The sequence below is a fragment of the Gilliamella sp. LMG 34361 genome (assembly GCF_984569075.1).
Genome location: NZ_OZ474903.1, coordinates 2,991,791 through 3,016,247 on the forward strand (window position 1 = coordinate 2,991,791; position 24,457 = coordinate 3,016,247).

Consider the following 24,457-nt stretch of genomic DNA (forward strand, 5'->3'; position numbering starts at 1 on the left):
TAACTATATATATCTTTTTTTAAAAGAACAATTTTAATTAATTAATTAGAGATATATTACTGGTTTGTAATAAATATCAAGTAAAAATATGTTAATTTTTAATAAATATATAGATTAATTGACGAGTTATGAACAAGCTTGAATTGTTAACTTCAAGCTTATTAATAAGAATAGATAGTATTATCGAAAACCCAAATGACTAATATTGACCTTCATTATAAATTTCTAGATTTTCAGACTCTTTAATCGGTGGAATTGTTTTATTTTCAGCTCTGTTATGTTCTAAAGTATCAAAATAATTATCATCAATTCCTTCAGTAATATATTTTCCATTAAAAACAGAACATTCTAAATGATGAATATTAGGATTTTGTTCTCTAATACAATCAACTAAATCTGAAAGATCTTGAAATATTAATTTATCAGCGCCAATTTCTTTTGCGATCTGCTCAACAGAACGGTTATAAGCAATTAGTTCACTGGCCACCGGCATATCAATACCATATACATTAGGATGTCTAATTTCTGGAGCAGCAGAGGCTAAATAAACTTTTTTAGCACCAACTGATCGCACCATCTCCAGTATTTTTTCTGATGTGGTTCCTCGTACAATAGAATCATCAACTAAAAGAACATTTTTACCTTCAAATTCAATACGATTGGCATTTAGTTTTCTTCTTACTGAGAGTTTCCGTTCCGCTTGTCCTGGCATAATAAAGGTACGACCAACATATCGATTTTTAACAAATCCTTGCCGATAAGGTTTATTTAATATTCTGGCAATTTCAAGCGCGGCATCACACGATGTTTCAGGAATAGGGATTACTACATCAATATCAATGCCTTTCCATTCTCTAGCAATTTTTTGACCTAGTTTTTGCCCCATCAATATACGAGATTGATATACTGAAACACCATTCATTAATGAGTCTGGTCGAGCAAAATAGACATATTCAAATATACATGGATAATATTGAGGACTATTTGCACACTGTTTGGAGTAAAATTGTCCATCTTGAGTAATATAGATAGCCTCACCAGGGGCTACATCTCGCATAAATTCAAAATCGAGAATATCTAAAGCAACACTTTCAGATGCAACCATATATTCTGTTTTCTGATTATCAAGCACTTTTTTACCTATTACTAACGGACGAATACCAAATGGGTCACGAAATGCGACTAGTCCATGTCCGATAATCATGGCAACGCAAGCATAAGCACCTTTAATAATTTGATGTACTTGATTGATCGCTGTAAAAATATTATCTGCGGTTAATGGGTAAGTAGGGAATTTATCAAGTTCACTTGCAAAAATATTAAGTAATACTTCAGAATCAGAGCTAGTATTAATGTGGCGCCTAGCTAATTCAAATACCTTATCACGTAGTTGGTCAGTATTAGTTAAATTACCGTTATGTGCAAGTGCAATACCATAAGGTGAATTTACATAAAATGGTTGTGCTTCTGAAGGACTTGAACTGCCAGCGGTAGGATAACGAATATGCCCAATTCCTAAATTACCCTGTAAACGCAACATATGATGTTCTTGAAATACGTCTTTAACTAAACCATTTGCTTTACGTAAACGAAAACGATTTTGCTCATCGATGGTTACAATTCCCGCAGCATCTTGACCTCGATGCTGCAAAACAGTTAAAGCATCATAAATAGATTGATTAACTGTACTGCATCCTACAATACCAACAACACCACACATACAATGATTACCTCAAAGTTATTGAACTAAAAATGAAGACGACTGCTGTATAAAATCAAAAAACCAACGAATGATAAAATGGAAATGCGGAATTAGTTGTGATTGTTTCCACTCTGGTGATTGAGATAACGGAGTAAAAGTATCGACAAAAAAGAGTACCGCTGCTACAACCAAAATACCTCTTAATACACCAAAACAAATACCTAACACACGATCAGTGCCTGAAAGTCCTGTTTTTTGCACCAATTGCCCAATAATATAAGAAACGATAGCACATACAATTAATGTAGCAATAAATAAAATAGCGATAGCTACAGCAATACGAATTATATCACTATCAAAATAAGTTAAATAACTTGTGATATGCATGTAAAAACGACTTGCTATAAAAAAAGCCAGTACCCAACTAATTAAAGATAACGCTTCTTTAACAAAACCTCTAATGATACTAATTAGTGCAGATACAATAATCACACCAATAATCGTATAATCAACCCAATTCATCATAATAACTCACAATTTTATATTAATATTTTTATTTAATGTTTGTACTCACAAAAAAGTAGAATAATTTTTAATTAATCACAATCACACCTTTTAATTTTGTTAAATGATTTAGGTTACTAATCAACTGTTCTGCTTGATCTTTTTTAGCATAAGGACCAACTTGTAATTTTATTAATTGGTTTGGTTCTGGATTGCTGGGAATAATTATAACGTTATAATTATTTAATCTTAATAAGGCTACTAATTCCTCAATTTTTTTCTTATTTTTCAATGCGCCAAGTTGGATCATATAGGGTTTATCTGTTTGTTCAGAATTAGTAATAGATGATGAATCTGAATTATCATCAATTGTATCTAGTGAAGCTAGCGGACTAGTATATTGTTCAGAATCAGGTTTGTAAGATTGTTCAAATCCATGGTTTGATCTTTCATTAATTGTTAACTCACTTTGTGAATTAATTACTTGATTTTGTTCATTTACTACTTCTGGTTGTAAAATAGGAATTGTAGGTGTGTGTAAATTGGATTTATCAGTTATGATATTAGGCACAAATATAGCAACAATTAACAATATTGTAGCAAAACCAACTAATTGATTTCTAACTTTATTTATATTAGTTTTCTCTCGATTATTATCCATGATTACATTTGCCTAGTTGCCTAATTTATCTAAAACGGCAGATACAGTATAAAATGAACCACAAACGACAATAATATCATCTTCTTTTGCATCTTGCATAGCCTTTTGATATGCATCATCAACCGATTCAAACGTTGAAATATGTTCTACTTTATTATCTTGTAAATATTGCTTTAATACCTCGGCATTACACCCTCGTTCACCATAAAGTGAAGCACAATACCACTGATCAGCATTTAGTAAAGATAAAGTACTTTTAATATCTTTGTCTTTAAGCATACCAATGACAAATCTCACCTTACTAATATTAGAATGTTCCTTTTTCAATAACTCAATTTGGTTAGCTAAATAGTTAGCTGCATGAGGATTATGAGCAACATCGACAATTATAATTGGTGATGTTTGTATCATTTGAAATCGCCCAATTAGGCTTGTTTTTTCAAGACCATTTATTATTTGCTCGTGATTTATTGAAAGCGAACAATAATTTAGTGCTGCTATTGCAGTAGCGGCATTAGCTAAAGGTACATGTGGAATAGGTAATTGATCATATTGCTTTAATGGAGTAATGAATTGCCATGTTAAATTATCAATTTGTTGATACGACCAATCTTTATTTACTGCATAAATAGGGCAATTGACAGTTTTAGCGACTTCTAAAATAGATAATGGTATTTCTGGCTCACCAACAATAGCAAGACTTTTTGATTTAAAAATTCCTGCCTTTTCTCGACCGATACTTTCTCTAGTGTTACCTAAATATTCAACATGATCGATTCCAATTGTTGTAATAATCGCCATATCTGCATCGACAATATTGGTAGCATCAAGTCTTCCACCCAAGCCAACCTCTAAAATGACCACATCTAATTGAGCATGTTTAAATTGATATAAAGCAGCTAATGTTGCATATTCAAAATAAGTTAAAGAAATACTCCCCCTAGCCTTTTCAATTTCGACAAATGCATCAACTGTATCTTGTTGTTTTGACTCTTGATTATTTATTCTAACTCGTTCAGTAAAACGCAATAAATGAGGTGAACTGTAAACCCCTACACGCTTATTAGCAGCAAGTAATATCATCTCAAGTGTACGGCAAGTCGTTCCTTTGCCATTAGTACCCGCTACCGTAAAAACATAAGGTGCGGGTTGCAAAAGATCAAGTCGCTTCGCGACTGATTTAACACGATCAAGTCCTAAATCAATAGTTGTCGGATGTAATTGCTCCAAATAACAAAGCCATGTCTCAAGATCAGACATGGCATCAGGGGAGTTAATTTGCATGATTAGTTATATAGCCTCATCCTTAACGATAGAATCAAAAGGAACTGGTAATTTCATTAATTTAGCCAATAGACTTGCAATTTTAGGGCGCATATCTTGACGATGAATAATCATATCAATTGCGCCTTTTTCGAGTAGGAATTCACTGCGTTGAAATCCTTCAGGTAATGTTTCACGTACTGTTTGTTGAATTACTCGAGGACCAGCAAAACCAATTAACGCTTTAGGTTCAGCAATATTGATATCACCTAACATTGCTAAACTTGCTGATACGCCGCCCATTGTTGGATCTGTCATTACAGAAATATACGGTAAACCTTCATCTTGCATTTTGGCTAAGATAGCACTGGTTTTTGCCATTTGCATTAATGAAAATAGCGCTTCTTGCATTCGAGCTCCACCACTGGTTGAAAAACAGATTAATGGGCATTTATCTTCAATTGCTTGTTCAGCAGCTCGAGTAAATAAAGCTCCAACTACAGACGACATTGAGCCACCAATGAAAGCAAACTCAAAACAAGCTACAACAACTGGAATACCTAGTAATGTGCCTTTCATTACTACCATGGCTTCTTTTTCATGCGTTTCTTTCTGAGCAGCAGTTAAACGATCTTTATATTTTTTAGTATCTTTAAACTTTAAAATATCTTTAGGAGCAAGTTCTGAACCAATTTCAACATCAGAACCCTCATCTAAAAAACGATATAAACGAACACGTGCAGGAATATGCATATGATAATCACACTTTGGACAAACTTCTAAATTACGATCAAGTTCCGCTTGATAAATAACTTGTTCACAATTACTACATTTAGTCCAAACACCACTTGGAATATTCGCTTTCTTATGATCTGACGATATATTATTTTTACTCAGAATTTTTTCAATCCAGCTCATTATAATTCTCTCATTCGATACTCTTTTCAATTAATGACGTATTGTATAATACTTTGCAATAATTCTTAATAGTTGTTTTTGTGTTTATCGCAATTTGAAGGGAAATCGATAAATTTATCAGTAATTTTCAGAAAATTATTATTTTATACCTAAAAAATTTGATTTAAAACAAAACGCAATATATATGAATGATATTTAATATGACCTTAAAATATTATTGGTATATAATTAGCTAGGAATCGTTTACCATTTTTTAGAAATAAGGGGTTATAGATGGACAAGGAAAAATCAGCCGCACCATCATTTCAAGATGTTCTTGAATATATTCGTTTGTCACGCCGTTTAAACAAGCTAAAGCGCGAAATTTCAGATAACGAGAAGAAAATTCGCGACAATCAAAAACGCGTATTATTACTTGAAAATTTAAGTGATTATATTAAACCTGATATGACTTACGAAGAACTTCAAGCCATTATTGCCAACATGAAGAGTGATTACGATGATCGTGTTGATGATTATATAATCAAAAATGCTGAAATCTCTAAAGAACGGCGTGAAATCAGTAAAAAAATGCGCAGTTATCACTCTAATTAATTACTCTTTCGAATAATGCCCTTTTTTAAAAGGGCATTATTATTTTATTCACAATATACTAACCACCAGCGAGTTTAACTTTAAATCCTTTATCCTCTAATAATGATTTTAACTGTTCACGTTTATCACCTTGAATCTCAATTTTTCCATCCTTAACCGAACCGCCACAACCACAACGCTTTTTAAGATCAGCGGCTAATTGCATCAACTGGGAATCATTTAAATCAAAGCCTTCAAGCACGCAAACGCCTTTACCTTTTCGGCCAGATGTATGACGTGAAATACGAATAATACCATCGCCTTTTGGACGAGGTTTAGTCGTTTTTTCAGGTGTTATTTGACCATGCTCAGTTGAATAAACAATAGGATTATCTGACATACTAATTACTCTTAGATGATTCAAGGGTTGATAAAATAGTATGTAATGCTTTGGTTGGATCATCAGCTTGCGTTATAGGGCGGCCTATGACTAAATAATCTGCACCGGCTGCTTGCGCTCGTTGTGGAGTCATAATTCGTCGCTGATCATCAGGAGTAGAGCCGGCTGGGCGAATACCTGGTGTAACCAGTTTAAAATCACTACCAAGCCGTGTTCTAAAACTCTGTACTTCTTTGGCAGAACAAACTACACCATCAAGCCCGCAATTTTTGGCCAATAATGCTAAACGAGTTGCTTGTTCTAATGGTGAAACATCAATACCAATTTCTTTAAGATCTGAAGACTCCATACTTGTTAATACGGTGACCGCAATTAATAAAGGCGCGTCTTTTCCATATTGGTAAAGCGCATCTTTTGCCGCCTTCATCATACGAACACCACCACTAGCATGAATATTTGTCATCCAGACACCTAAATCAGCGGCAGCAGCTACTGCTTTAGCTACCGTATTAGGAATATCATGAAATTTGAGATCTAAAAAAATATCGAAACCTTTTTGTTTTATCTTTTTAATAAAGTCAGGGCCAGCATGAGTAAATAATTCTTTACCAATTTTAAGACGGCAATCGTTAGGTTCAACTTTATCAATAAAATTCCATGCTGACTTTGTGTCAGAAAAATCAACAGCAACTATGATTGGAGATGACATAAATTATTAGTTCCTTTTAATTATATATTCTATCTTTTATTTTTAATAAAATTATTAAAATCGGCATAGAAAATTTTAGCACTTTCTTTATAGCCTTGTAAGGTTTGGTGTACTAAATCGGGACGGGCGAGTCCGCGATTTTGCCAATTTTTAATTGAATAAGGTCCTCCCATAGCTGTTTGCCAATTCCAATATAGCGTTTTTTCTGATTTAGCAACTTGCTTTTGAATACTCATAATTGTTGAAAAAGATTTAGGAAAACTATTCTCATCTGCCATGGTATCTGGCGGAGTTATTAATAAAATCGCTGCATGGGGTAATGATTTACGAACTTGACGAATACTATTTATTAGGCTTTTACGATAAGTATTAACATCTAAGGTTTCTTCAAAACTTTCATTAGTTCCATATTCAAGAATAACTAAATCACTTTTTGAAGAAGATAATTCTTTCAACCAATCAGTTCCCCATTTTTGCCATATGCTTTGTTTAGCCCCATTAGTTGCAATTGAAGATACAGTAACGCCTGATTGTTGTGAAAGATTTAACCAAATTCCCCCAATTTCAACATCAAGCCCCCCTTTAATTGTAAAAGGGGTTTTTGTCACAAATGAAACTGTTTGCCAAACATTACTTTTGAATAAATAATTAATATTTATTTTTTTATCATTATTATCATAAATACTCAATAAATTAGGTGTATTTTTTAAAGCTTTAAAGGTTAATTTTACTTGCCAATTTCTATTACTTTCACTTTTAGGTATTATTTGTATAGTAGCTGAATCCTTTGTCGTCTTAGCAATATATCCACCCATCGGAAAATCGATATCACTTACAGTACGGCTACTTATTACGCTCCAATCATTAGCTTTCCAATTCAATGCTGTATGATTTTGACCTTTAATGGCAACAGGTGTAACCCATCCAATTCCAGCATCACCATATTGTTGTTGCATTAATGTTCGAAATTCACCAGTAAAAAAATCAGCTGCTGAATGAGAATCCCCAAATTGGATAATTTTTATGACTCGATGACTACTTTTATTTTTAGCTAACGAATTTAAACGTTGGGCAAATTGTTTTGCATTGGGATCACCAAAGTCAACAACAGTAGATTGTGTACTGGTTTTACTTTCCGCTACACTGCATCCCACCGATACAGTAATAGCCATTATAGTAAGAACATACTTTAAAAGTTCAATCACTATCATCACCCTCTAATTGTTTAAAAATGATTTTTTCCATAATCGCTTTAGCCAAAATTTTTTGGCCTGTAGGTGTAAAATGGATCCCATCATTAGTTCTAACTTTTATTCTATCTTCATCAAATTCAATAAAACTATTGAATTTTTCATAAGTACAACCTAATAATTGATTAGTTGTTAAGAATTGTTGTTGTGTCTTTTCGATTTCAGATTTATACAGCGTATTTAAATAAACCATTCCTTCATTAAGTTGTGATTTGAGCATACAAGGAGCTGCAAGCCAAAGCACCTGAACATCATGTTCGTAAGCACTATTTAAAATTGTTGCAATACGTAATCGGTATTGATTTTCCCACAATTCAGATTTAAATTTAGCATATTTAGTATAACCTTTTACAGGAAAATCCCAAGGATCATTAGGTCCTAAAAATACGACAAGTAATTTAATAGAAGGATCTGCAATTAGATTATCATTAATTGTTTTTGGCCAATTAAAAGCTTTTGGGTAGGCAAGACCTGTACTTTGTTTGCTCAAATCTAAGCTTTCTATTTTATATTGTTTAAATAACATTTTTTTAACATATGGTGCAACTCCTTGCATTAAAGAATCACCAACAAAAAAAACTTTATCATTTTTGGTCAATACAATCGGCAATGGTTCATGAATTAATGAAATATCGTGTTTTAGAATTTCAGAGAGTTCATTTTTTATTGTAGTATCTGTCGGCTTCGTTATTGGTGTTGTATCAATTACATTTTTACCTAATTTCGGATTCTTTTGCTTAATTACTTTTGGTTGATCATGAATTTTTTTTCCTTTATTATTTTTTATTTTAACAATATCAACTGGAGAAATAATTAACGTATTTTTTACTGATTGCCTTAATTTTGAATCATCATCAATTAATTCAGTTGTATTACTTTGGTCATTAATTACATCTTTCGGCACTAACGCAATTTTTTCTACTAGAGCTTCAGAATCTTCTTTCTCCGTTTCTTGAGTTACACTCCAAAAATTAAATAAATCTGTATGATATGTTTGTTGACAATAAATTAATATCGACTTGTAAAAAATTGCCATTAATACAATTGCAATAATTAATAGTAGTGTAAAAATATACTTTGGCGAAAGTGATCCTGTTTCACTAATCACAGATTCTGATACTTTAGTATTTGCCATATGCTCTTTAATTTTTTTAGTACTTTAATTAGGAATGGATCAAATTTTTGTCCATTTTTCTGAGGATTAATACTTCGTCTATTGCTTGATAATATTTTCTATATTTCATATTTATTTTGCTTCATAATCAGAAATTAGCGTAAATGAAATTTGGCATACCAGATGGTGCATAATAAATAGCTAGCCATAATATGAATATAAAAATAATAGGCAAATAAATTCTATTCATTTTGCTAAGTTGTAAAGTACACCAATCAGGAATATTTTTGAATATTGGATATACTAAGAATATGCCACATATACTTAAAAATACTTCAATATAATGCGACTCAATCAAAAAATTATGACCTAAAGCAACTAAATAATCCAATGCATCATGCACACTTTCACAATAAAAAAATAACCAAGTAAAACAGATATAATTCCAAGTTATTAATCGAGCAATAATTGGAGAGCGCTTAGTAATCCAACCACGTCCCATATAGTGATCTAATACATTTAGAACAATAATCCCAAATCCATGACATGCGCCCCAAATAATAAAACTAATGCCAGAACCATGCCATAAACCTGACAATAACATAGCACACATAACATTGATTTGAGTGCGAACAAAACCACGACGACTTCCACCAAGAGGGATATAAATAAAATCGCGAATCCAATGAGATAAACTAATATGCCAACGATCCCAAAACTCACGTAAATTAGATGCTAAATAAGGAAAATTGAAGTTAATCGGCAGTCGAAAACCTAATAAAAGCGCAATTCCAGTTACTAAGTCAGTATAACCAGAAAAGTTAAGATAAATTTGCATGGCATAAGCATATAAGCCAACTAATAAATCAATAACGCTATATTCTAATGGATTTGAAAAAATCGGTGCTACCCAGTTTTCACTTATTAATCCAGCCAAACAATAAACCTTTATTACAGCTAAAATAATTAATGTAAATGCTCGGAAAGGTTCTAGAATATCTCTTGGTTGACTTACCGCAATCTGAGGCAGGAACGTTTTTGCTCGGTTAATTGGACCAGCAATTATACTAGGAAAAAAAGCTAAAAATAAGGCAAAATCCCAAAATTTAACAACGGATAATTCTTTCTTTTTTATTGAAACTAAGTAGCTTACCGAGTGAAACGTATAAAAGGAAATGCCAATTGGAATAAGCACGGTCATTACTGGTAATAAAAGAGATAAATTTAAATAGTTAAGTAATGACTGTAACTCATATCGAAAAAAATCGAAATATTTAAATAACGCTAAATTGATAATTGCTGCACTTAATCCTAAAACCAACCATAATTTTGCATAGTGCTTAGAAGATGCAATCATTAATGAAAAGAAATATATCACACAAGTATAAACAAAAAGGATAACAGCAAATTGAAAACTATAGCTAGCAACAAGAAGATAACTTGAAATCAAGAGCAAATTATTCTGGAACTTTGGAAATAATCTAAAACCCCAATATATCGAAAAAAAAACTACAAAAATTAGACCAAATTCAATCGATAAATAACTCACTGCAATCCTTTCATATGTAACTATATCGTTGATCCAGAACTTTATTATTATATTAATTCTTGCTGCTGATAACTAATTAATTGTGATTGAGCTAAAACATTATGGACAATCAATTCTTTATTCAACCCATTCACCGATAGCAACAAATTCCTTGCTTGTAACCACAATTGATAAAGTGAGGTAATTTCATCATTACTTTTTGTGGCAAGCAGTCTAACTAATGGAACTTGATCACGGTTAATGATGTATCGACCTACTTTCTGTTTAGCTTTTAATGCATCACCTAACAATGCGCAAAACCAAGTGATCCGTACAAAAAAGTCCTCATAATTAAATGTCTTTGCTAATTGCCAAAAATTATTTTGTGGCAAAACTTCTAACAAGTTTTCACAAAATAATTTTCGTTGTTGCCATTTTTCTGGTTGCAACAAAATAGCGGCATTTAGTGGCGCATTTTCACTCAATAATAAAGCAGTGGCAAGCTCATTATCATTGTATACATTATTATGTTGCTTTTTTAACCAATTAATAGATTCTTCTAGTTTTGGTATTGTTAAAAAATAACAGAAACAGCGACTATGAATTGTTGGTAAAAATTGACTATTATGTTCATCACTCAAAATAAAATAGGTGTTTTCTGGTGGTTCTTCTAACGTTTTAAGCAACGCATTTGCCGCCGCTTCTGTCATCAAAGCAGCATGCTTAATCCAGATTACCTTATTACCGCCCTGTTGTGATTTTTCATAAACCTTTGTAGAAATATTACGTATTTGATCAATACCAATTGATTGTTTACCTTGTTCATTTGTTATCTGATAATAATCAGGATGATGTTGAGATAAAAACAACTGGCAACTATGGCATTTACCACATGGTTCCAATTGTTGTGAAGATTGACAGAATAATCTATTAACTAATAAGTTAATTAATTCTTCTTCACCACTTCCCTGAATATAATTGATTAACAAAGCATGATGCGCTCGATTATTAACAATCGTATCAGCAAGTTGCTGAAAAGGTAATGCAAGCCAAGGATATTTATTAAAAAGCATAAAACTAAAACCTAATTTATTAGCCATGAATTCAAAACAGTTTCAATTTGAGTTGTCACTTCTTCTATAGATTTATTGGCATCAATGGTAATAACAGTATTATCACGCTCAACTAGTTGTAAATAACGCTGACGAATACGCTCAAAAAAAGGTAATGATTGTTGCTCAATACGATCAAGCTGCCCGCGAGATCTGGCTCGCATTAAACCGAGTTCTGGTGCAATATCTAAGTACAATGTTAAATCAGGTTTAAAATTATCCAAAACCTGAGTTTGTAATGTTTCAATAAAAACATTGTCGATCTGTCGTCCACCACCTTGATAAGCTTGAGTTGATAAATCATGTCGATCGCCAATAACCCATTTCCCCATTTTTAATGCTGGTTTAATTACGTTATCAACCAATTGAATACGAGCAGCATATAGCATTAACAATTCGGCTTTATCAGTTAGCGGTTCATTATCTAAACCATTTTTAATAATATTGCGCAATGCTTCAGCAATTGGCGTACCGCCAGGTTCGCGGGTAAACAGCAAGTCACTAATGTGATGCTTATTCAAAACGCGCGCAACGGTCTCAATTGCAGTCGTTTTACCAGCACCTTCTAAACCTTCAATGACAATAAATTTACCTGTCATACTATATTCCTAAACAATTAATGATTGCGTATTGTACGCTATTTTTTATAAATATTTTAGTTTAACTAAAAATCTCTCTTATTTTTCACATATTGAAATAAATTTTGCTTAGCGTCATTTTTAATGAATAGATTATTATTCATATTTATTAAAAATAAATATGGTAACCTGCTAGTGTTAAAAAGGTATTTTAGTTAGATCTTTGTAAAAAACTTTGAGGAGTGTATACCGTTACATTATTATATCACAGTAAAATCGTATGGTATTTGTTGCTTATCGATCTTAAATGGCGATATATCCCTGCACCTACAGGGAACTCTTTAACATAATTGATTATTATTTAGTCGCTATACGGTTTATCCCTGTAACTACAGGGAATACTGAAAATAAATTGCGATTTAACGAACTAATAGTAGTATATCTCTATACGCATGAAACTTTGATTTTAGATTAATGATTTATATAATTTTTTCCTGTTCGTTAAAATTTACAAAATTTTCCTAATTTTAAAATGATACTAATCCATTGATTTTAAATAATTAAAATAACTAATTTTAATCCATCTTAATATATCTCAACTCATCTATTTATGCTATAAGTTTAGAGCTCAAATACTGACTTAGTATTAGTTATGCAAGCAAAAACAACATTGTTATTTTATGCGATTTTATATCTTCTCTAATTAGTCTTGATATGTCACCAATATAGATATCGGTTCTAATTTCAAGCAACTAAATTGCTAAACGCCCATATGGTGAGGTGTTTTCAGTTATCTCAACACAAATGCTCATTATTAATGACCTATAAATCCACTTTTGGTTAAAGTTTAAGGTTTCGAAATTGCTGATGGCTGCACATCATCAAGTGATCAAGGTGGTGCAATATCATCAGCGGACAAAACTTCTTCAATAAGTGTAATTAATATTGCTAATGTCTTCTAACCCCTAAAAAACTCACACCAACTCACTTGAGCTTTCCAATTTATTTTTGAAGCTATTCCAAATTGCTTTGGGCACGTATTTCTGACCATGCTATTTTCATTATAACACTTAGTCACTATTGAGTAAGTATTTCGTATACACAATCCTTTAATACCTTGTAACTGTCCAATGGAATAGCGATCAGATATAGGTTTACCAAATCGTAACCTAACCATTTTTTGACCACTTTTAAATATACATCGTCATCTAAAACCATGTTAGCTTGATAAAATAGTTTGTCGAATTTTGCCTCACTCAATTATCCCAAATACATTCATACGGCAATTTCGCCTATCCAACCAAACGAACAAGGTTTTGACCGTTGTGGCTAATTGAATAATAACATATGAAATTCTTGTTTCTAGGTGTAACATTATACCAGATATTTTAATACCTATTTTTCAATTAATACAAACACTCCATCTAGAACCTTAATGATTGCAAAAAAATCATGAAAGTTCTATTTTTTAAGAAATAGGATTAAGTGGAACATAAACTATAATCGCTCATCCTATTGATAACGTTTTATCAAGAATAGACCACAACCAAAACCCTTACTTTTGCCAATTCCTTGATAGATGGTATTTAAAAATAATTCAGTATTAGTTACAGTTAACAGACCTTGATAATCAACACTACTATAACTAATTGGTTTAAGATTGCTTTTTTTAATAAATTGCTGTTGTATATAGTTAATTACTGTGCAATTGAGTTGTTGATCATCAATCGTCGATAATGAAAATCCTCTAGTTTCACTTTGTTTAATTAACCAATTTATTGCAGCTTCATTCTGACGAATTTTTATCTCATTAGTATCTAAACCTTGTCGTTTAGCCAGATATTTAGCATTCATCATCACATCACTACGTTTGCCATTTTTAAACACGACCGGATTTGCCCGCAGGGAAAAAATCAATTTCATGCCAATGGTTAATTTTGGTTGGTATGGTTTAGTTTCTACTAAAAATAGCTCATGGCTTGCTAGTGGTGCGATTTCCGATAACAGATAATATTGATAACCTTTACCAATTCTCTCTTCACGAAATAAAAAGCAACGTTTTTCTTGATTAGGAAAGAGTTGCCATAACCATTGATGAATTGCATAAGGCCTGGAATCTTGCATTTTTTGTTGCATAACATAAGGAAGTCGATTTAATTTTAAAGTAACTCGAGAAAAATACATCTATTCACGCCCTCTCAAATAACCTGAAAATTGCTGACGGTCACTAAATTGCCAGCGGTGACGATTTATTGGTTGATCTTGCCGACGTTGAATATTAATTACCTCAAAGTGATCTTCTTGATTGGCCTGTTCCCAATAATATTCATCAGCAATGCCTTTTAACAATCTATCAATAACCGGATCTTGGCGATGACACTCTTGATAGTGTTTATCGGCAAAAATAAAAGCATCGCTCAATGTTCCTTGATACAAAATAGGCGATAACGGTAACGATAATGGTGAGTTTTTTCTTCCCGCGTATAATGGAAAAACAGGTTTAAGTAATGCTTGCTGAATTTGTTTTAAACTATAAGGTGCATTTTCAGTTTCAGACATGACAATTTGATAGTAAACGTCATTATAATATTCGCGCTGTGATAATAACGTCTCAAGTTCAAAAGGACCCTGTCGTATTTCATCAAAGCGAGTATAACAAACTTGTTTTTTGTTAGCCCTCGGAGCCTGTACTGTATGAAAATCTCTAGACCAACTATTGTTAGCAATAAAAGGGCGAATCGCAAAATGATAATGCTGATTAATATGATCAATCTGATTATCATCACGACGAATGCCGAGTGCAGCCGAGACTAATCCCAATAAAGCAGAACGAGAAGGAATAATATTGCTGTGGCGAACCTCGCCAACAGCGGGTTCGCCCCAAGAAGTAAATGGGGCATAAATCTGAAAAATAAGATGGTTGATGATCATCTTGTTCGCTCTCCTATTTTTGCGCAACAAAATCTAATGCAGCACTAAGCGTTCCTTCTCTGGTTTCACTATTGAGAACATAGCGACTATCAGCACAATTACCATAAACTTTATCAAATTTATCTCGTTGCTCTTCCAATCGACTAATAGCATCATTTACCAGATCTTGACTACGAATTGGATTAAAATAAGCTACCGCTAAAGAACGCGGTTGTTGACTTCCTTTTTCTATTAATAAGTATGAAGTATATGCCCGAGAAGCGAAACTATTTTGCATCCCTGTTGGTGCAACTTTGGCTGCTGATTCAGTTAGAGCTTTTAAGGTTTTTTCAACCAATGTTTCATCACCATTTAAATTTTCAAGAAGTAAATCACGACTGACACAAACATAAGTATAAAACAATGCCGAAGCAAAGCCTCTTTCGCCCAAATGCGCCGAGCCAGCATCAACTTCATTATTATTTAAATCATCAACAGCAGTAAAAAAATCATCCTCAATTGTCACTGTGCTTACGCCTAATGCATGAGAAACTTGGCAGGCGGCTTCGACATTAAATGCTGGGCTATCAGCTAACATTCTGCCAAATAAGGCAATATCGATACTGCTATTATCTTTACGTAATAATTTAACTTCATTATCACTAGGCTCGCGTTTCTCTCTAATTAATAAATTAACTAATTGTTCAATTGCTTGTTGTTCATTACTACTAATATGAACCAATTGTTCAATTTCTAAATTACTCAATGGATCTTTTGGTGACTTTTCATTTTTAACTTTACCAAATTGACTAGCTATTTTAATCGTACTCGCTGTTGCTACTTTTTCAGAAACACCATTATCAATCATTGCGGTATAAACCCAATCTCGAGCAAAACGACGTGAGCGGATGCCAATATAATCACTCAATGTTTGATAAAAATAGTCAGAAGTTCGCCAAGCTCTTTTCAAACTTTGTGACGAAATACGTAAGCGATCGGTATTACCCATTTTTGCGGTTTTTGGTCGGCCTAAATCATCACGGTTTAAATTTGAGGGAGCATATGCTGTTAAAAGATGTAATTGAATAAATGTAGTCATGATGATTATTCCTTAGTATTATTTTGAAGTTGAAAAGTAGTCCATCGCCCAACAAACAGAGAGGCGTGCGAATGGGTTAATATCACCAGCTAAATTATGTTCACGTGCATACCACTCTTGTATCCATAAAAAGATACCGTCGGCCAGAGAAATAAGATTAACGCCTTTTTCACCGCGTAACTTTACAGCTCGAATTAAACCCTGACAAAATTCTTCTGTGGTTTCACTAGCAAGAAGACGTTCAAATCGCAATTGAGATAAATAATTACGTTCGCCACCTTTTATTTTTTCACTTAATTGCGCTGCAAATGGTGCTTTATCATTATTTGCTTCAGCAAAAGCAGCCACGTTAACAAATATAAGTAATGCATAATAATTAACATCAGTTTTAGCTAATTTACTATCGTTATTAATAAGCTTATTAGCTAGAATATTGTAGCCTTCTTGTAAAAGAATAAATTCGGATAATGATGTCCGACGTAATTCGGCACGTAATTTATGTCCATTATAAGTATTACCATTAAATTTACATTGCCTTGATTGCAACATGGAAAACCATTCATTAATAATCTTTCTATGGCTGTCATCTAAGATTATCGGCTTTTTGGGGATAATGTCTGACATGTTGTTCTCCTATCCTATATGCAATCAGGACGATTTATTATTTTTAATTTTTTAATATTTCTAAGTTTATTAAAATCGTTAAGCAATTTTTCTCTTGCGTTAATTTTTTGGGAACTAATTATTTGTTGATCTGGGTCAGAAAAAGCAGCTTTATCGTAAACTTGAGTAATATATTTCAATAATATATTCATCCATTTTAACAATAAATGAATGCGACTATTTGGTTTATCTTTAGTAAGTTGTTTTAATAATTGGTAAAAAGGTATTTCTGTTTCTTTCCAATAAGCAATATCAACTGAGCTGGATTGTTTATTTATACTAATCAATGCGTTACGCAGTAAGAGTAAAGCATTTTTGCTAAATTCTATTGCTAGTTCAATTAACTCTTTAATATCGCTATCTGCATCAGTTAATAAAGGATAAATAGGAAAAGTACGCTCATACCAACTACGAGCCTTCATATTGTCAAAATCATAACCAAAGCACCAAAGATGATAATTTTCTAGTGATTTCAATGTTCTATAATAATGAATAGCAACTACTTGGGCCGATTGAATTTCATTATTAGTTTTGACCATACCTAGCCAATCCCGATAAATTAATCCTTCTGGTTGTCCTTTTATAGCGATTGGCGTACCTGTTCTACTATCATATCGATATGGTGAAAGTGGATGTCGCCAGTTTTGGTATTGGATACCATAATTTTTAGTTTTATAATGGCTGATAAGCTTAGAAGAGTTTTCACCACAAAGGTCGCAACTACCTTGTGTCATATTGTCAAAATCAAGCTCAATTCTGCGAGGCATACCCCAAAAAGCTTGACAACAATTCGCTTGTTCAGGAAATACACTTAAATTTTTTGGTGGTTCACTAGTTATTGTTTTGTTTAACCATGGAAAAACGGTTTCATCATAATTTTGAATTTTTTTGTCATCATCAATAGGTATTACATTTAACCATAACTTTTTCCATAATGGTGTTAAAGTGTTTAACTCAGGCATCATTAAAGTAGTAATCGGCCCTCCCCCTCGCAAACTAACTCTATGCCCCTGTCCTCCTGATGGAGCATTAGTTTGTAAAGAGAACAGAGCCATAACCGCACAATGCGGGCAGATAGCTTTGACAAAATCTCGCTTAATAAAATGGTCAGTATTTTTCTTTAATGTATTTTCACCAGGTGCTTCAACCAATAAACCTGATATAGGCACTTTATTACCATTTAATGGTGTAAAATCTTGCATAAAAGCAGGTTTTTTTTTACCAAATTGCATTGCAGGTTTAGCTTGTTTAAATGCTTCATCTAACTGTGACTGGCTTATACCCCCATACCAATAGCTTAACCATTCATCATTATCCCCTGGGGAAAAAGTTGTTTGCAGTAAACCGATAAGGAACTGATAAGCGGCGCCTCGAAAATCAGGTCTAAAATAGGCTAAGTCGGAAATAGCTTCATCAACTAACTGACTGGGTTTAATTTTACTAATACAGCCATCAAAATAAATAACAGGAATCCATTTTTCATCTAAAATTGATAAAGAGAACAAAATCTCCTCCTTTCTTCCATATTTTTCGTTATTTAACTATACCGCTTATCTGTTTAACGGTAAATTATTAATTCTCTAAAATGGGATCTTGATTTGTTTTATACTTAAATGTAAATATCTATTAAACCAACGCACTTTCTGCCTAGTGTTTTTATATTAAAAACCGATATTATGCGCAACCTTAATTTGACGATTTAAATCACTTAGAGTTTATAACGCTAAATTAAATATTAGGCACTAAAAATTTTAATTACATAATAATGTTACCCACATTGAGAAAATTATGATTAAAAAAAATAATGATAAATATCCAACAAATAATAATTTAAGTAATATCAATACGCAATCCGAAATCACATCTTTACAGACAAAACAGCCGTTATTTCTGTCAATCATTGATAAATTAATGCCTTTCTCCATGATTTGGCTTAGTTTGGTGTTGATGTATGGTGTTATCTGTATGTATACAAATAGAATGGGGCAAGATGAGTTTTATCGTTTTATCTTTTTCTTACAAAGCCCAGTTGTTGTAGTGCTAAACTGTATTGCATTACTACTCGCTTTATTTCATTCAATAAACTGGTTTAGGTTAATGCCAAAAGTTATTTTTAAGCAAAATATTCATAAAAAGAAACAAGGATATTTACTTATTATTGGCTTATGGGGTGTGACAATTTTACTTTCATATTGCTTACTATTATTGATAATTAAATAAGTGGGATTTGATCAATGAAAAATCAAGAAACTCAACCAATACAGTCTGACTCAAAAGTGGCCAAAGGTTTATTTGCTTTAGGTGGGCTTTGGGCAGCAATTTTCGCACCAGTGGTATTAATCATTGTTGCGTTTATCATTCCTTTTGGTGACGCAATAACGCGTTCATATATTTTAAAGTTAGCCAATACTGAATTAGGTAAATTATTTTTGTGCTTAATGATTTCGCTACCAATTTGGTGTGGATTGCAACAGATTCTAACTTTGTTACATCAATTTAATATCTATCCAAAGCGAGAAAAGCTACTTACTTATGGTTTAGCGTTAGCATGGACAGCTCATGCGATTTATATTTTATTTGTAAGATAAAACTGGAGTGATGTTTATTCATTGGCGTTATCAAGTTCACTTGTGATAACGCCATGTTTAATTGATTAATAATAAGTAATCTGCCGAACGATATTAGTTTGTTTGTTTTTTCTATTTTGTTTTGATTGTGTTGCACTCAACCAATCATTTTTCTCATTAAAAGTTAAAAATTCAGTCATGTAATGAGTTGTATTTTTTCCAACTATTGAATAAGTCGATTGGATTGCATTTAATCGATTTTTATCATCATATTGGTAAGAAAAATCGCTTTCATTTTTAGTTTTATTACTATATTGCGCCGATACTTTTGCTAAATGGCGATTTTGATAACCAAACGCATAAATCGAAGCACCTTTTTGCACTGTTCCTACTACTTGGCCATTAGCATCCAACTCTTTTAGCTGCCATTGCACATTTTTATTAATTAAACAATTGTTATTATCATATTGATAACTATCATTCTCAATAAAGGTAAAATCGGGCGCTTGTTTTATCTGTTCAGAGGCAATAACTTTACCTTGTGTATCGATTTTGAACTGAGTGGTGCTCCTTGTTTTATCCTCAATATCCTCAATCACATTTTGCCAGCCAGATTCGTTTTTTTGTAGATGTTCAGAATAGAGTTTTTCATTGTTGCCGGAATAAAGATCGTAATGACTTTCTGTAATCAAACCATTTGGATCATAATTTAAACTATGTTTGACAATTGAGCGAATCGCACCAGTATCTGATGTCATGGATGAAGTTCTCACTTCTTGCTTAATCCCTTTAGCTGTTGAATCAATAAAGTCTAATATTTTAAAAATATAGTTATTTGCCTCAACTTTATTTTGATCGGGACTATCTGAACACGTCAATGCCATTGCATTTATTGAGATAAATGATAAACATGAAGCGGTTAAAAAACGGAATATATTTTTTTGCATAATGAACCTGTTAACTCGTTTACTAAACTAAATCTTTAATAGTGGCTTATAGCTAAGCCACAAAGTTGTACATTTATTTTTTTCGCATTAATAATGCGTCTTCCCAATTAACCTTTTGTTCTTGTTTATGCTCTTGCTGAGCTTGTCGTTTTTCATCAGACTGTTCATCTTTTTTTACATTTTCAGATGATTCTGCTTTTTGAGTTTTTTCGATAATATCAGCATGAATTAACGTTTTAGTCGCTTTTCTCGGTGATTTATCTAAAAACGATAGTAAAACTTTAGTGTACTCAGATTCCGGTTTATAAAACACATTTTCTCGTGAACCTTGTTCAACAATTTTACCATCCTTCATAACAACAATCTGATGACATATTGAGTAGACTAATGCAAGATCATGGCTAATAAACAGATAGCTAAAATGATGTTTCTCTTGCAATGATTTAAGTAAATTAATTATCTGCTTTTGGATTGTATGATCTAAAGATGACGTTGGCTCATCTAAAATTAATAGTTCCGGTTGCAATATTAAGGCTCGAGCAATCGCTATTCTTTGCCGTTGTCCCCCAGAAAATTCATTTGGATAACGAAAGCGCATTTCAGGGTCCAAACCAACCTCTAGCATAATATCAATTACCGCTTGCTCTTGCTCTGTTTTAGTCAATTTTTTATGCGTCATTAGACCTTCACTGATGATTTGCTCAACATTGAAGCGCGGATTGAGTGATGAAAATGGATCTTGAAATACAACCTGAATTCGACTACGGAATGGTAATAACTTCTTACCTGATAAATTCTGGATAGGATGACTATCAAATAGGATATCACCTTTTGATTTGATTAAACGTAAAATAGCTAGTATGGTGGTACTTTTACCTGAGCCTGATTCACCGACAATACCAACTGTCTCACCTTGGTATACCGCAAAACCAATATTATCAACAATTTTTTTCTTTTTGCTGTTAAATAATCGCTTTTGAGTGACGACCTCAACATTAAGATGATTCACATTCAGCAATATGCCAGGAGTATCAGGTAAAGGAACCGGTTCACCACTAGGCTGAGAATTTAATAATGTTTGAGTATATTCTTGTTGTGGACGCAAAAAGATGCGTTGTTTATTATTGAATTCAACAAGTTGGCCATCTCGCATTACCGCTACTTTATCTGCCAATTTTTTTACTATTCCCAAATTATGTGAAATAAATAACATGCTCATATTAAGCTCTTTCTTGAGCTCTTTGAGTAGTTCAATAATTTGCCCCTGAACAGAAACATCTAAAGCAGTAGTTGGTTCATCAGCAATTAATAATTTTGGATGAGTTAAAATGGCCATAGCAATCATTACTCGTTGCCTTTCACCGCCAGATAACTGATGAGGATAAGAAGCCAGTTTGCTTTTAGGATCTTTAATGCCAACCCGATCGAGATATTGTAAGATTTCACTTCGAGCCTCATTACGTCGCATACCCCGATGTAAAGATAAGACTTCATAAAGTTGTTTTTCAACGGTATGCAATGGATTAAGTGATACCATTGGCTCTTGAAATATCATACTAATTTCATTACCGCGGATTTTACGCAATTCTTTTTCAGAGGCATGTAATAATGATTTATCTTCGAAAATAATATCTCCTGAAGGATAAATCACTCGCTCTTTTGATAACAGCCTTAATATTGACAGTGCTGTTACACTTTTACCAGAACCTGACTCACCGACTAATGCCACTGTTTCTTGTTCATTAATATCAAAACTAATGGCGTCAACAACTTGATTTTGTGAATGCTGGCCAGTTTTAAAGGCAATACTTAAATCAATGATAGATAATAAAGGAGAACTCATTTATATACTCCTTTGTTTGGATCGAATGCATCTCTAATTGCTTCACCAATAAAAATTAACAGTGACAATAAGATGGAAATAACTAAAAAAGAACTAATTCCTAACCAAGGCGCTTGCAAGTTATTTTTACCTTGGAGTAATAATCGCCCTAAAGATGGTGAATCAATTGGTAAACCAAAGCCAAGAAAATCAAGTGCCGTTAGTGTTGAAATTGAACCACAAAGAATAAATGGTAAAAATGTTAATGTTGCCACCATCGCATTTGGTAGCATATGCCGTAACATAATTTTACTATCGCTTACTCCCATAGCTTTAGCAGCTCGAATATAATCGAAGTTACGGGTTCGGAAGAATTCTGCTCGAACAACACCGACCAATGCCATCCAGCCAAATAACACCGTAATACCTAATAACCACCAAAAATTAAGCGGTAAGATACTGGCAAGTAGAATTATCACAAATAGCTCAGGTAAACCACTCCAAATCTCAATAAATCGTTGTCCTAATAGATCAACTTTTCCGCCATAATAACCTTGAATTGCGCCAATTAGCACGCCGATAATGGAGGTGAAAAAGGTAAGAAATAAGGCAAAAAACATTGATACTCTAAAACCATAGGCAATGTTTGCTAAAACATCAAATCCAGCATCAGTGGTGCCAAGCAAATGTTTTTTTGATGGTGGTGTAGGAAACGTGCTAGTTGTGTCATGAATCACAGTGTTATGGGTATAACGAAATGGAGGCCAAAGTATCCAACCATCAGACTCAATCTTATTTTGTACCGCCGGATCTAAATAATTAGTTTGTGTTTGAAATTGTCCACCAAATTCAGTTTCCGGATAAAAATGGAATATTGGCGAATAATAGTTATTTTGATACTTGATAAATATTGGCCGATCGTTAAATATAAAATCAGAAAATAGGCTGATTATAAATAATATTGAAAATAACCATAATGAATAATACCCACGTCGATTGCGTTTAAATCGTTGCCAACGTAGCTGATTAATTGAATAGTGCGTAGTCATCAGTTGCGAGCCTCAAAGTCAATACGTGGATCGATTATCATATAAGATAAATCTGATAAGAGTTTGGTAATAAGCCCAATCAATGTAAATATATACAATGAACCAAAAATAACCGGGTAATCACGCTGAATAATTGCTTCATAGCCGAGAAGACCCAATCCATTAAGCGAAAAAATAGCTTCAATCAATACGGAACCGGTAAATAAAATGCCAACAAATGCCGCAGGAAAACCCGATACAATAAGCAAGGTTGCATTACGAAAAACATGCTTATACAGAATTTGCCTTTCACTTAACCCTTTCGCTCTGGCAGTAACAACATATTGTTTACGAATCTCATCTAGGAATGAGTTTTTGGTTAACATGGTTAGTGTGGCAAAACCACTTACTACCATAGCAATAGTCGGTAAGCAAATATGCCACGCATAATCTTTTACTTTGCCCCAAAAATCTAATTGTTCAAAATTATTAGAAATCAATCCGCGTAGCGGGAAAATATCCCAATAACTGCCACCTGCGAACAAAACAATTAATAATACGGCTAATAAAAAAGCGGGTATTGCATAACCAATGATAATTAACGTACTTGACCAAAAATCAAATCTTGAACCATCTTTAACCGCTTTACGAATTCCTAATGGGATTGAGATTAAATAAATGATTAATGTACTCCATAATCCCAATGAAATAGAAACAGGTAAACTTTTGGCAATTAAACTTAATACTGATTCACTTTTAAAAAAACTGTTACCAAAATCAAACTGGATATATTGCTTTAACGTATTGATATAGCGTTCCCAAAGCGGTTTATCAAATCCATACTGTTTTTCAATCATTGCCACAATTTCTGGATCTAAACCGCGAGCACCACGATAATTTGATTCATTTTTTGGTTCGGTCAGCTTAGCAGGGCTATTTTCACTGCCGGGCAGCAACACTTGCCCTGCTTGGGGACCATTCTCTATCATAGCTAAAGCTTGATCGACGGGGCCACCTGGTGCAATTTGCACAATAAAAAAGTTGATAGTCAAAATGATTAATAAGGTTGGTATAATTAGCAATAATCGACGGATAAAATAATTCAACAT

At 33.0% G+C, this 24,457-nt stretch carries 24 protein-coding genes; 3 read left to right on the forward strand and 21 right to left on the reverse strand.

Annotated features, from left to right (window positions below; translation table 11 throughout):
* Window positions 1-199: 199 nt before the first annotated feature.
* From purF to accD, 5 genes are all read right to left on the reverse strand, one after another.
* The gene (gene purF, locus AC5LXI_RS13900; RefSeq protein ID WP_493442873.1) at window positions 200-1,720 is read right to left on the reverse strand and encodes an amidophosphoribosyltransferase; all 1,521 of its coding nucleotides are present in this window, start codon (window positions 1,718-1,720) and stop codon (window positions 200-202) included.
* An 18-nt stretch (window positions 1,721-1,738) separates the two neighbouring features.
* The gene (locus AC5LXI_RS13905) at window positions 1,739-2,224 is read right to left on the reverse strand and encodes a CvpA family protein (RefSeq protein ID WP_493444318.1); all 486 of its coding nucleotides are present in this window, start codon (window positions 2,222-2,224) and stop codon (window positions 1,739-1,741) included.
* 70 nt (window positions 2,225-2,294) lie between these two features.
* Entirely contained in the window at window positions 2,295-2,867 is a 573-nt protein-coding gene (locus AC5LXI_RS13910; RefSeq protein WP_493442874.1) for an SPOR domain-containing protein, read from the reverse strand.
* A gap of 12 nt (window positions 2,868-2,879) precedes the next feature.
* Complete coding sequence (folC, locus tag AC5LXI_RS13915) at window positions 2,880-4,154, reverse strand: bifunctional tetrahydrofolate synthase/dihydrofolate synthase (RefSeq protein ID WP_493444319.1); 1,275 nt, start codon at window positions 4,152-4,154, stop codon at window positions 2,880-2,882.
* Between the two features lie 3 nt (window positions 4,155-4,157).
* Complete coding sequence (gene accD, locus AC5LXI_RS13920) at window positions 4,158-5,048, reverse strand: acetyl-CoA carboxylase, carboxyltransferase subunit beta (protein ID WP_493442875.1); 891 nt, start codon at window positions 5,046-5,048, stop codon at window positions 4,158-4,160.
* Between the two features lie 273 nt (window positions 5,049-5,321).
* On the opposite strand from accD, the gene tmaR reads away from it, so the two are divergent.
* Window positions 5,322-5,642, forward strand: coding sequence for a PTS system regulator TmaR (gene tmaR / locus AC5LXI_RS13925; protein WP_493442876.1), 321 nt, complete (start codon window positions 5,322-5,324; stop codon window positions 5,640-5,642).
* Between the two features lie 58 nt (window positions 5,643-5,700).
* On the opposite strand, the gene yciH is transcribed toward tmaR, so the two are convergent.
* From yciH to casA, 12 genes are all read right to left on the reverse strand, one after another.
* Window positions 5,701-6,021 carry a stress response translation initiation inhibitor YciH gene (yciH, locus tag AC5LXI_RS13930; protein ID WP_493442877.1) on the reverse strand — a complete coding sequence of 107 codons (321 nt, stop codon included), beginning with the start codon at window positions 6,019-6,021 and terminating at the stop codon, window positions 5,701-5,703.
* Between the two features lies 1 nt (window position 6,022).
* Complete coding sequence (pyrF, locus tag AC5LXI_RS13935; RefSeq protein WP_493442878.1) at window positions 6,023-6,730, reverse strand: orotidine-5'-phosphate decarboxylase; 708 nt, start codon at window positions 6,728-6,730, stop codon at window positions 6,023-6,025.
* 29 nt (window positions 6,731-6,759) lie between these two features.
* Window positions 6,760-7,935 (reverse strand): SGNH/GDSL hydrolase family protein, encoded by a 1,176-nt coding sequence (locus tag AC5LXI_RS13940; RefSeq protein ID WP_493442879.1) that lies wholly within the window; start codon window positions 7,933-7,935, stop codon window positions 6,760-6,762.
* Window positions 7,928-9,115: an SGNH/GDSL hydrolase family protein gene (locus AC5LXI_RS13945; protein WP_493442880.1), complete on the reverse strand. Its 1,188-nt coding sequence runs from the start codon at window positions 9,113-9,115 to the stop codon at window positions 7,928-7,930. Before AC5LXI_RS13945 ends, AC5LXI_RS13940 begins: the two co-directional genes overlap by 8 nt.
* A 127-nt stretch (window positions 9,116-9,242) precedes the next feature.
* Entirely contained in the window at window positions 9,243-10,643 is a 1,401-nt protein-coding gene (locus tag AC5LXI_RS13950) for an MBOAT family O-acyltransferase (RefSeq protein ID WP_493442881.1), read from the reverse strand.
* Between the two features lie 47 nt (window positions 10,644-10,690).
* Entirely contained in the window at window positions 10,691-11,695 is a 1,005-nt protein-coding gene (holB, locus tag AC5LXI_RS13955; RefSeq protein WP_493442882.1) for a DNA polymerase III subunit delta', read from the reverse strand.
* Window positions 11,696-11,706: 11 nt separating this feature from the next.
* Window positions 11,707-12,333 carry a dTMP kinase gene (gene tmk / locus AC5LXI_RS13960; protein WP_493442883.1) on the reverse strand — a complete coding sequence of 209 codons (627 nt, stop codon included), beginning with the start codon at window positions 12,331-12,333 and terminating at the stop codon, window positions 11,707-11,709.
* 1,491 nt (window positions 12,334-13,824) lie between these two features.
* A complete protein-coding gene (gene cas6e, locus AC5LXI_RS13965) occupies window positions 13,825-14,496 on the reverse strand; it encodes a type I-E CRISPR-associated protein Cas6/Cse3/CasE (protein WP_493442884.1) in 672 nt (223 codons plus the stop codon).
* Entirely contained in the window at window positions 14,497-15,243 is a 747-nt protein-coding gene (gene cas5e / locus AC5LXI_RS13970) for a type I-E CRISPR-associated protein Cas5/CasD (RefSeq protein WP_493442885.1), read from the reverse strand.
* 13 nt (window positions 15,244-15,256) lie between these two features.
* Window positions 15,257-16,321: a type I-E CRISPR-associated protein Cas7/Cse4/CasC gene (gene cas7e, locus AC5LXI_RS13975; protein WP_493442886.1), complete on the reverse strand. Its 1,065-nt coding sequence runs from the start codon at window positions 16,319-16,321 to the stop codon at window positions 15,257-15,259.
* Between the two features lie 18 nt (window positions 16,322-16,339).
* Window positions 16,340-16,945 (reverse strand): type I-E CRISPR-associated protein Cse2/CasB, encoded by a 606-nt coding sequence (gene casB / locus AC5LXI_RS13980; RefSeq protein ID WP_493442887.1) that lies wholly within the window; start codon window positions 16,943-16,945, stop codon window positions 16,340-16,342.
* Window positions 16,946-16,959: 14 nt separating this feature from the next.
* Window positions 16,960-18,489 (reverse strand): type I-E CRISPR-associated protein Cse1/CasA, encoded by a 1,530-nt coding sequence (gene casA, locus AC5LXI_RS13985; protein WP_493442888.1) that lies wholly within the window; start codon window positions 18,487-18,489, stop codon window positions 16,960-16,962.
* Window positions 18,490-18,772: 283 nt separating this feature from the next.
* On the opposite strand from casA, the gene AC5LXI_RS13990 reads away from it, so the two are divergent.
* On the forward strand, window positions 18,773-19,204 hold the full coding sequence (locus tag AC5LXI_RS13990; RefSeq protein ID WP_493442889.1) for a hypothetical protein: 432 nt from the start codon (window positions 18,773-18,775) through the stop codon (window positions 19,202-19,204).
* 14 nt (window positions 19,205-19,218) lie between these two features.
* Window positions 19,219-19,572: a fumarate reductase subunit FrdD gene (gene frdD, locus AC5LXI_RS13995; RefSeq protein ID WP_198191926.1), complete on the forward strand. Its 354-nt coding sequence runs from the start codon at window positions 19,219-19,221 to the stop codon at window positions 19,570-19,572.
* Window positions 19,573-19,637: 65 nt separating this feature from the next.
* On the opposite strand, the gene AC5LXI_RS14000 is transcribed toward frdD, so the two are convergent.
* The 4 genes from AC5LXI_RS14000 to AC5LXI_RS14015 all read right to left on the reverse strand — a co-directional run bounded on the left by AC5LXI_RS14000 (window position 19,638) and on the right by AC5LXI_RS14015 (window position 24,457).
* Window positions 19,638-20,498 carry a hypothetical protein gene (locus AC5LXI_RS14000; protein WP_493442890.1) on the reverse strand — a complete coding sequence of 287 codons (861 nt, stop codon included), beginning with the start codon at window positions 20,496-20,498 and terminating at the stop codon, window positions 19,638-19,640.
* A gap of 73 nt (window positions 20,499-20,571) precedes the next feature.
* Window positions 20,572-22,341 (reverse strand): microcin C ABC transporter ATP-binding protein YejF, encoded by a 1,770-nt coding sequence (gene yejF / locus AC5LXI_RS14005; protein WP_493442891.1) that lies wholly within the window; start codon window positions 22,339-22,341, stop codon window positions 20,572-20,574.
* Window positions 22,338-23,369 (reverse strand): ABC transporter permease, encoded by a 1,032-nt coding sequence (locus AC5LXI_RS14010; RefSeq protein ID WP_493442892.1) that lies wholly within the window; start codon window positions 23,367-23,369, stop codon window positions 22,338-22,340. Before AC5LXI_RS14010 ends, yejF begins: the two co-directional genes overlap by 4 nt.
* Window positions 23,369-24,457: a microcin C ABC transporter permease YejB gene (locus tag AC5LXI_RS14015; RefSeq protein WP_110447102.1), complete on the reverse strand. Its 1,089-nt coding sequence runs from the start codon at window positions 24,455-24,457 to the stop codon at window positions 23,369-23,371. The genes AC5LXI_RS14010 and AC5LXI_RS14015 overlap by 1 nt, the downstream gene beginning before the upstream one ends.